Below are 10,461 nucleotides of genomic sequence, written 5' to 3'. Positions count from 1 at the left end.
GCGTAAGTATGGCCCGTTTTTGATCGAGGTTACGATCGGGGAACATGCTGCTGCTGTTGCGGTAATCCATGGTTGGCAAAAAGCCGGTCATGGTGGCATTCATTACGCCGGGTAGTCGCTTTACCTCTTCTTTAAATGTTTTTGCATGTTTACCCAGGTCATATGTGCCGTGTATGATCAATACCTGGTTGCGATTATAGCCAAGATCTTTATGCTGGATATATTTTAACTGGTTGTAGATAACCAGCGTGCCTATGATGAGGAAAATAGAGATTGAAAACTGGAATACTACCAAAAAGCTCCTTAACCAGCTGCCTTTAAAACCATTGGCCAACTTGCCTTTTAATACTTCAATAGGCTGAAAAGCTGATAGGAAAAACGCTGGATAAAACCCTGCCAGGCAGCCAATCACTAATACCACTACCAGCATACCCGGTATCAGCCAGCTTAAGGAGCTAAGGCTGAGCGCCAAAGTTTTGTCGGCCATATGATTAAATACCGGTAAAAATAAATAAGCCGTGATTACAGCCAACACAGCCGCTATAAACGTAACCATTACCGATTCGGACAGGAATTGAAAAATAAGGTATTTACGGGGCGAACCCAGCACCTTACGAACCCCCACCTCGCGTGCACGGTTTGATGAACGCGCGGTAGACAGGTTCATGAAGTTTACGCAGGCTATCAGCAATATAAAAATGGCTACCGCGGTAAAAATGTACACATACTGGATATTGCCATTAGGTGAAAGTTCCGAAACGCTGTTTGATTTAAGGTGAAWATCTTTCAGCGGGATTAAGTTAAGCTGGTATTTGTTACCGGCCTTTTCAAAATCATCAAAGGTGATGTGTAATATACTTTGCAATTGCGGTCCCGCGTATTTACGCAGCAGCTGGGGTAATTTAGCTTTGAATTTCTGTGGATCAGCCCCTGGTTTTAATAAAACATAGGTATTAAAATTATTGCTGAACCAGGCGTTCTCCCTGCTTTCGGCAAGGGTGCTCATTGATAAAAAGAAACCGAAATTAAAGTGCGATTGCTTTGGAATATCCCTGATGACCCCGGTTATTTTATATAATATGCTATCATTAAAAGTTAAGGTTTTACCCACGGCCTGCAAAGGGTTGTTAAAATAGCGCCTGGCTGTAGTTTCGTTGATCACTGCTGTGTGCGGTTCAACCAGGGCCTTGTGTGGGTCGCCGGCAATCATGGGTAAGGTAAATACATCAAAAAGGGAAGCATCAGCAAATATCATTCTATCTTCCTTAATATTCTGATTGCCTTTTTTTACATTATAGCCACCCCTGTTAATCATCCTCGTCGATTTTTCCACCTCCGGAAAATCGCTTACCAATGCCCCCGCAAGTGGTGCAGGCGAACTGGCATATGATTGATCGTTACCACCAAATTTGATATCGTTATTCAGGCGGTAAATCCTATCGGCATTCAGGTTAAATCCATCATAACTTAACTCATCAACCACATAAAAAACAATAAGCAAACAGGTTGCCAGTCCCAGGGCCAGCCCCAAAACATTAATAGCCGTAAACCCTAAGTTTTTCTTAAGCGTACGGAAAGCGGTTTTAATGTAGTTTTTTATCATCTCGTTAGTTCATTAGTTCACTGGTTCATTGGTGGCAATTATAAATCCTTTGACAACATGCTAACGATTGTGGTTACACTTGCACTCAAAATATTTGGGGTTCATGGTTCATTGGTTAACGCGGGCATAGTGGACTGACAAGCGACTGCCTATCTAAAATGCCTCCTTGCGTGATCCAACCAGACAATACCAATAAACTAATGAACCAGTGAACGTTTTTACTCACTTTTAAGGCTCTTAGCCGGGTTAGCAGTGGCAGCCTTTACAGATTGTACACTAACAGTTACAAAGGCTATGGCAATAGCTGTAATACCGGCAATGGCAAACACCCACCATTGGATATCAATACGGTAAGCAAAGCTTTGCAGCCATTTGCTCATGCCGTACCAGGCCAACGGTGATGCAATTACGGTGGCCACCAGTACCAGTTTCATCAGATCCTGAGATAGCAGGGTAACAATGTTTGCTACGCTGGCGCCTAATACTTTACGGATACCTATTTCTTTTACCCTTTGCTCGGCGGTAAAAGTTACCAGGCCGAAAAGCCCCAGGCAGGCTATACTAATGGCCAGTATGGTAAATACAAACAGGATACTGCCCTGCTTTTGTTCGGATTGGTATTGTTTGGCAAAATTTTGATCTAAAAAGTGAAACTCTACTTTGCTTTCGATATCAAAGCGACCATAAACTTTGCTAATATAATCTAATGTAGCCTGGATGTTGTTTTTACCAATGCGTACATACATATTATCCTGGTCGTTTGCTTTGGCTGGCATTACCATCACCATAGGCGATACCTTATGCTGAAGGGAGTAGGTATTAAAATCTTTTACAACGCCGATAATGGTTTGCGATATCGTGTTGCCCTTTTCGTCAACCCCGGTTCGTACGGATTTACCTACGGCATCCTTCCAGCCCATTTCATTAACCAGGGTTTGGTTAACAATGATGGATTGCTTTTGATCGGTAACCATTGATGATGAAAAATTGCGCCCCCTTGCCATTTTTATTTGCAGCGTAGGGATAAAGTCTTGATCAACAACCAGGTTCTCTACAATTTTCGATTCGGAGTTTGCTTTTCCATCAGCACCTAAGTTAAAACTGCCGCCGCCTATGTTGTTGTTACCAATTGGGTTACCGGCTATGCCTACGCTTTCCACAGCAGGATTTTGCAAAAGCTGGCTTTTTATAGCAGCAATTTTAGTTCGGGCCGATTTATCATTAATATGGAAAGTAAGCACCTGCGCCTTGTTAAAGCCAAGATCTTTGTTCATTACAAAATGCAATTGCTGGTAAATGATACACGAGCCAGCTATCATTACAATGGTGATAACAAACTGGAACACCACCAACGATTTCCTGAATAATACGGTAGATGCCTGGTTGCCTATTTGGCCTTTCATGGCTGAAATAGTACGAAAACCCGACAGGAACAAAGCCGGGTACAAACCGCTCAGCATGCCTGTTACTAATGAGAAAACTGTAAAAGCAATGATGGTTTTTGTAAGCCCGAATTGCAAGAGTATTAATGTTTTGCCCGATAGCTGGTTAAAATACGGCAATACAAACTGGATGACTGCCCCTGCCAAAAGCGTAGCGATAGCTGTCAACAAAATAGATTCAGCAAAAAACATCAGCATTAATTGGTTTTTGCTGGAGCCTATAACTTTGCGCACCCCTATCTCCTTAACCCTTACAGACGAACGCGCGGTGGTTAGGTTCACATAATTGATAACCGCTATAGCCAGTATCAGCAATGCTACAATGCCGAACACATATACATAAGTAATATTGCCGTTAGTGCCTATCTCATAATCTAAATTTGATTTGAGGTGGATAGCCGTTAGCGGCTGCAGTTCCATCCGGAAGCTCATTTTGCCCAGGTCGCCTTTCAGGTATTTGTTAAAGAATACACCAGAACTTGCCTCTATCTTTTTAAAATCGTTATGGTCCTTCAGCAAAAGGTAGGTATAGATGCCAGAATTGCCCCATCTATCGGTATAACCCGATGGAAATGAGCGTAAAGCAGCAAATGTAAAGTGCGAATTTGCAGGTACATCGTCAATAACACCGGTAACCGTGTTAGGTTGCTCATTGAGCATTACCGTTTTGTTCACTGCGTTATCTGTATCGCCAAAAAGCTTAACAGCAAGCGTTTTGGTTAAAACAACGGTTTGCGGCCTGGCTAAAGCAGATGCAGGTTCGCCGGATAAAAAGTGATAGCTAAATACATTGAAGATGGCATTGTCTGTAAAAAGGATCCCTCCTTCGTTTATCTGCTTATCGCCGTACGTTATTTTGCCACCACCCTCGGCATCAACACGCGCAAACTCTTCAACTTCGGGGTAATCATTTTTTAATGTCGGCCCATAAGGTGCCGATGTAACCGCGAGGTTAAACTTACCGCCGTTCCATTCGCCATGCTGGGTAACCCGGAAAATCCGGTCGGCTTTTTTATTGTATCGGTCATAGCTCCATTCATCAGCCACGTAAAGGCTTATGAGCCAGAAAGCAGCCACGCCAATGGCTAAACCGCTTACATTGATGATGGAGAAAACTTTATGTTTGATAAGGTTTCGCCAGGCTACTTTAATATAATTCTTTAACATAAGGCTAATGTTTTATGGTTATACTATTAGAATACTAAAACCCGTACCAATTACATAAAAACCTAAATATCAGCAAATTAAAAATAAAACCAAAATACAAAACCGTACGATAGCGGACGGTCATTGTGCATAGGCGAACAGGAGAGTAAGATTTTGGACTTTCAGACAAAAGACTTTTGGACAAAGGACAAAAAGAAGACAAACACATCTTTTGTCCGAAAGTCCTTCGTCCAAAAGTCTTTACTCCTTGCTCTAAAAATCCTGCGTCCAAAAGTCTTTGTTCCTTCGTCTAAAAGTCCTTTGTCTGAAAGTCCTTTGTCTGAAAGTCCTTTGTCTAAAAGTCCTTTGTCTGAAAGTCCAAAATCACTCGTTCCTCAAACTCTTTATCGGATTGGCTAATGCCGCTTTAATGGATTGGAAGCTTACGGTTGCCAGTGCAACTATTACGGTTACCAGCCCTGCCATTACAAATACCCAAACCTGGATGGTAATGCGGTAGGTATATGTTTCCAGCCATTTGTGCATGCCCCACCAGGCAATTGGTGATGCTATAGCGAAGGAAATAAGTACAAGCATTAAAAACTCTTTTGATAACATACCAGTAAGGTTTGACACCGATGCGCCGAGCACTTTACGTACACTAATTTCCTTTTGGCGGTTTTGTGCCATATATGCGGCAAGACCGAACAACCCAAGGCATGATATAAATATGGTTAGGCCGGCAAATAGGCTGGCTAAGGTGCCCACTTTTTGTTCGTCGTTGAATTTTTTCGCGTATTCATCGTCAACAAAATGATATTCAAACGGGTACTCTGGATTATATTTTTTAAACACGGCTTCCGCACGTTTCAGGTTTTCGGCGGTAGTGTTATTAGGGTTAAGCTTATAATGCACCACGTTAAACCATGATTTAGGTCCCTGGATAATCATAGCTTTAATAGGCTGGTATGGCGATTCGATAATAAAATCTTTAATCACACCTACTACCACCAAATTATGGCTATCCCGTTTGATGATCTGTCCTATTGGGTCTTTAAAGCCGGTTACTTTTACCGCGGCTTCGTTCAGCAATATGGCTGTTGAGTCTGTAGGATAAGTATTTATATCGATATCCCTGCCGGCGGCTATTTTTAAACCCATGGTTTTTACAAAGTCGCCATCGGTGTTGTACATGATAAAATCTATTTTCTGACTTTGCTCTTTTCCTTTCCAGTCAAACCCCCAGCTGTCGCTCCACCGTTGGGTAACCGGCGAGTTGGTTTTAGTAACCGATACTGCTGCCCCACTGCTTACCAGTTCATTGCGGATCATCTTGAAGTTTTTATCAATACTGCCCGACATCATGGTATATGCCAGGTTGTCTTTTTTGTATCCAAGATCCCTGTTTTGGGCGTATTGCATCTGGTCGCGGATGAGGATGGTACAGATGATGAGGATAATGGCGAAAGTAAATTGAACTACTACCAATATTTTGCGCGGACTAATTGCGGCATCTACCTTTTTAAATGATCCTTTTAAAACACTAACCGGCTTAAATGACGACAGGAAGAAAGCCGGGTAACTGCCGGCTATTATCCCCGTAAATAAAACAAAACTTAAACCGGCCAGCCAGAAATAAATACTGCCATAAGGTACAAATAACCGTTTATCAGTCAACTGATTGAAGCCCGACATACTAACCTGCACAATGATAATGGCTATTATACCTGCAATAAAAGCGATAAGGATGCTTTCGCCCAAAAATTGTGTGATGATCGAACCTTTTTTTGCACCTATCGCTTTCATGATACCAACTTCGCGGGCGCGTTTTTCGCTCCGGGCAGTGCTTAGGTTCATGAAATTGATACAGGCTATCAATAAAATAAATGCCGCGATAACAGCAAACAACCTTACCGACTCAATTTTACCGCCGGTTATTTTGCCATTTTCAAATTTGGAATATAAATGCCATTTGGCAGCAGGGTGCATAAACACTTCCTGGTCTTTTTGATCGGAGTGCGATTTGGTAATGTTGATCACCTGTTTATTAAGCTGATCTTCGGTAACATTGGGTTTAGTAAGCACCCAGGTTTGCACAGAGTTGTTACCCCAGTACTCGTCATCGCCACCTGTTTTTTTCAGATAGCTCCAGGGCATCAGGTATTCAAAATCAAAACGGGTGTTGTTGGGCAAATCCTTCATTACCCCTGTCACTGTAAAATGGTCAACGCTGTCAATACGTATCACTTTACCCATCGCATCTTGTTCTCCAAATAGCTTTTTTGCCAGCTTTTGCGTAATAACTATGGAATTGACTGTATTAAGCGCCGTTTTTGGATTGCCTTCCACCAGCGGGAAATTAAACATGGTCAAAAAATCCGGGTCGGTAAAGTTACCATCCAGGTTCAGGTGTTTATCGCCAAGGCTAAACAAGAAACTTGCTGATGTTGTACGCGCGCTTTGTTCAACGGAGGGGTAATCCTGCTTCAATGTCTTCGACATGATCTTCGGTGTAGTTCCCCAGCACCAAAGCTTGCCATCAAAAACAGCCCGGTTATAAGCCAGGTATAGCCTATCGCGATTTTGATGAAACTGGTCATAGCTCAATTCGTTCTGAATCCAGAAAAGGATAAGCGCCGCGCTTGCCATTCCTATGGCCAGCCCCGATATGTTGATCAACGAAAATGATTTATTGCGCAATAAATTGCGCCAGGCGATTTTTATAAAATTCTTAAACATGGTATTTGGTTCAATGGTTCATTAGTTCATTGGTGTTGTATGATTCGTAGTTCATTAGTTCACTGGTTCATTAGTTCATTGGTGGAGGAGCGTAGACCCTGCAGTCTGAATTCGCCAGCCACAAGCCATTATCAACATAACCGACCCAATTAGCCAACAGATAAGACCAATGAACTAATGAACCAGTGAACCAATGAACCAGTGAACCAATGAACGATTTTATTCGCTTCTCAAACTTTTAACAGGGTTGCTCAAAGCCGCTTTAATAGCCTGCCAGCTAACGGTTGCAAGGCATACGGCCACGCTTATGGATATAGTAGCCACAAATACCCACGCACTGATATTAGTGCGATAAGTGTACTGGGATAACCATTTATCCATGTAATAATAGCTGATAGCAGAGCCGATAACAAAGGAGATGATTACCAGTTGCAAAAACTCACTTGACAGGTTGAACCACAGGCTGCTTACAGTTGCCCCTAATACTTTACGGATCCCGATCTCCTTTTTACGCTGTTCGGCGGCGAAGGAAGCTAAGCCGAACAAGCCAAGGCATGATATGATAATGGCCAGCACCGTGAACGCGCTCGATAACGTACCCAGCAATTTCTCTGTCTGGAACTTGCGGCTAAAATTTTCGTCTACAAACTTGTATTCAAAAGGGTATTCGGGGTTATATTTTTTGTAGAGGGACTCGATGGTCGCCAGGCTTTTTGATACCGATATTTTTGGATTTAACCGTACGCCGATAGTCCCTGCCCAGTTTTTATCAAAGCCGATGATCACCGGCTTCACGGGTTCATATGGTGAGTCCCATACAAAGTTTTTTACAACCCCTACAACAGTACATTTTCTATCCTGCCACTTTATTATCTGGCCTAATGGATCTTTTAGCCGCATCATTTTTACCGCGGCTTCATTCAGCATAACAGACGAACTATCAGCAACGTGATCTATTGAAAAATCGCGGCCTGCCAAAAGTTGCAGACCATATGTGGGGATAAAATGATAGCTGGTAACCAACTGATCAATAGGAATTTTATCTTCTCCTGCCAATTGACCGGGCCAGGTAATGCCCCAGCTACTGCTGTTGGCACTGGCAATAGTACTTGATGTAATTGCTGCATCGGTAATAGCTCCGGCGTTAATGGCATCCCGCCTGAAGTTTTCAAACTCTTTTTGGATGCTGCCTTCAATAGAAAACTCCAACAAACCATTTTGTGAGTAGCCAACCGGCCTGTTTTTTATATAGCTGATCTGTTTATAAATCAGGATACTTGAAAGTATCAGGCATGTAGCAAATACAAACTGTATTACAACCAGTACCTGCCTGGAGTAAAATGTTGTTTTGCCGGCTTTGTTAAGGCCTTTTAACACTTTTATTGGTTTAAACGACGACAGGAACAAGGCCGGGTAACTGCCGGCAAGGATCCCTGTAAGCAATGTTACGCCAATTACGGCTAACCAGGTTAAAGGGTTGCTAAACGGTATAATGAGTTGCTTACCAATTATCTCCTGAAAACGCCCCATCAGCGATCCCATTAATAATGCGGCAAAAATAAAAGCAAGGAAAGATGTCAATATCGATTCGCCCATGAACTGCTGGATAATGGCAAACCTGCGGGCGCCTACTACCTTGCGGATCCCCACCTCGCGTGATCGTTTTTCAGAACGTGCTGTTGACAGGTTCATAAAATTGATACAGGCTATCACCAGGATCCCGATTGCCAGGAACAGGAACAGTCTTACATACTCAATACTGCCGCCACCTGTGGCCTTACCGTTTTTAAATTCACTGTACAGGTGCATTTTGTTAAAAGGGTATAAAAACAGCTCATTTTCTTTATTAAAAGGATCATTATGGGCTATCAGCTTTGTAATTTTAGGGTTAAACTTGGCCACATCTACACCTGGTTTCAACTTGACAAAGGTTTTGAACGAATAATTGCCCCAGCCAGAATTTTTAACCCATGGCATGGTTGATTCAAACAATTTCCACGACATTAAAGCCTTAAACCTAAAGCTGGAATTTTGGGGCAGGTCTTTAAAAACACCACTTATTTTTACCAGTGTGCTGCCATTCAATTTTACTGTTTGACCTATAGGATCCTGCTTACCAAACAGCGCTTTAACAGCCGATTCTGACATGATAACCGAGCTCAGATCTTTAAACGCATCGGTTTTATTACCTTTAACAAAATCAAGCTTAAAAATATCCAGGAACGAAGCATCGGCAGCCATCAATGAAAATTTGAGCGGCTTGTTGTTATAATTAAAAAGCTGATCGTAAGCCCAGTTTGTACGCGCGGCGTATGCAATATCGGGATACTCTTTTTGCAACACCCCGGCTACCTGTACTGGTGTGGCATCGCCGGTAAGAATCTCACCGTTTGACGGCTGGTTACGCATCACTTTATAGATGCTATCGCTGTTCTGATAAAATTTATCGTAGGTAAACTCATTATAAACATATAACAGCAGCATAAAACTAACGGCCATACCCGCCCCAAGGCCGCCAATGTTAATAGCAGAATACAGCTTGTTTTTTATCAGGCTCCGCCAGGCAATTTTTAAGTAATTTTTAAACATGTTATTTGATTCATTAGTTCAATGGTTCATTAGTTCATTGGTCTTGTATGGTTCATTAGCTTTTTGGTTGCGCGGTCAGCAGATCAAACTAAGTTTTACCGCCTTCCACTAATGAAACCAGTGAACTAATGAACCAATAAACGCCTACTCGCYCCGCAAACTCTTAACCGGGTTTGTGAGCGCCGCTTTAATAGCCTGGAAGCTTACCGTGGTAAGCGCTATCATAAGGGCAATTATGCCTGCCAGGGCAAACTCCCACCAGCTGATGCTGATTCGATAAGCAAAATCCTTTAACCAGCTATGCATGCCATAATAAGCAAGCGGGAAAGCAATCAACGCCGAAATACCTACCAGTATCACAAACTCCAGCGATAGCATATTCACTATACCGAATACCGATGCGCCCAATACCTTGCGGATCCCGATTTCGCGGGTACGCTGGATGGTGCTGTACGATGCCAGGCCAAGCAAACCCAGGCACGAAATAAATATGGCAAGTATCGCGAAATATAAGAACAGGGTGCCAAACCTATTATCAGACGCGTAAAGCTTATCAAAGGTTGCATCAACAAAAACATAATTGAACGGTCGCTCGGGTACAAGCGATTTCCATTTATCCTGGATAGTTTTTATGGTGACTGGAATGTCATTTACCCCTATTTTTAAAGTAAATACATTTAATCCACGTTGGTTAATACGCATGTTCAATGGTTTTACCTGGGTTTGTAAGCCTTGAAAGTGAAAATCTTTTACCACGCCAATTATTTTACCTGTTCGCCCCCATTGATTGAAATTGTGTCCAACAGCATCGCCGGGTTTCAGGTAGCCCAGCATTTTTGAAGCGGCCTCGTTAATGACAATGGCTTTGGTGGTATCCGTTCCAAATGATTCAGAAAAAGCACGGCCGGCCAAAACCTTCATTTCAAACTGGTGGATAAAATC

The 10,461-nt window shown here is 42.5% G+C and carries 5 protein-coding genes; all 5 read right to left on the bottom strand.

The window, feature by feature from the left end; genetic code table 11:
- Positions 1-1,603: ABC transporter permease (locus AC1DPZ_RS15920; RefSeq protein WP_477405101.1), on the bottom strand; the 1,603-nt coding region annotated here is incomplete at its 3' end.
- A gap of 218 nt (positions 1,604-1,821) precedes the next feature.
- The gene (locus tag AC1DPZ_RS15915) at positions 1,822-4,212 is read right to left on the bottom strand and encodes an ABC transporter permease (RefSeq protein ID WP_477405099.1); all 2,391 of its coding nucleotides are present in this window, start codon (positions 4,210-4,212) and stop codon (positions 1,822-1,824) included.
- A 363-nt stretch (positions 4,213-4,575) separates the two neighbouring features.
- Complete coding sequence (locus AC1DPZ_RS15910; RefSeq protein ID WP_477405097.1) at positions 4,576-6,930, bottom strand: ABC transporter permease; 2,355 nt, start codon at positions 6,928-6,930, stop codon at positions 4,576-4,578.
- 219 nt (positions 6,931-7,149) lie between these two features.
- Positions 7,150-9,519, bottom strand: coding sequence for an ABC transporter permease (locus tag AC1DPZ_RS15905; RefSeq protein ID WP_477405095.1), 2,370 nt, complete (start codon positions 9,517-9,519; stop codon positions 7,150-7,152).
- A gap of 144 nt (positions 9,520-9,663) precedes the next feature.
- Positions 9,664-10,461, bottom strand: a 798-nt coding sequence (locus tag AC1DPZ_RS15900; RefSeq protein ID WP_477405093.1) for an ABC transporter permease, incomplete at its 5' end; no start/stop codon positions are given.

The sequence above is a fragment of the Mucilaginibacter sp. P4_G9 genome (genome assembly GCF_056400985.1).
This window is presented reverse-complemented; position numbering and strand designations above follow the sequence as displayed.

Coding starts and splice junctions, on each gene's coding strand:
- AC1DPZ_RS15910 (WP_477405097.1), bottom strand. CDS start 6,930: ATGTTTAAGAATTTTATAAAAATCGCCTGGCGCAATTTATTGCGCAAT.
- AC1DPZ_RS15905 (WP_477405095.1), bottom strand. CDS start 9,519: ATGTTTAAAAATTACTTAAAAATTGCCTGGCGGAGCCTGATAAAAAAC.
- AC1DPZ_RS15915 (WP_477405099.1), bottom strand. CDS start 4,212: ATGTTAAAGAATTATATTAAAGTAGCCTGGCGAAACCTTATCAAACAT.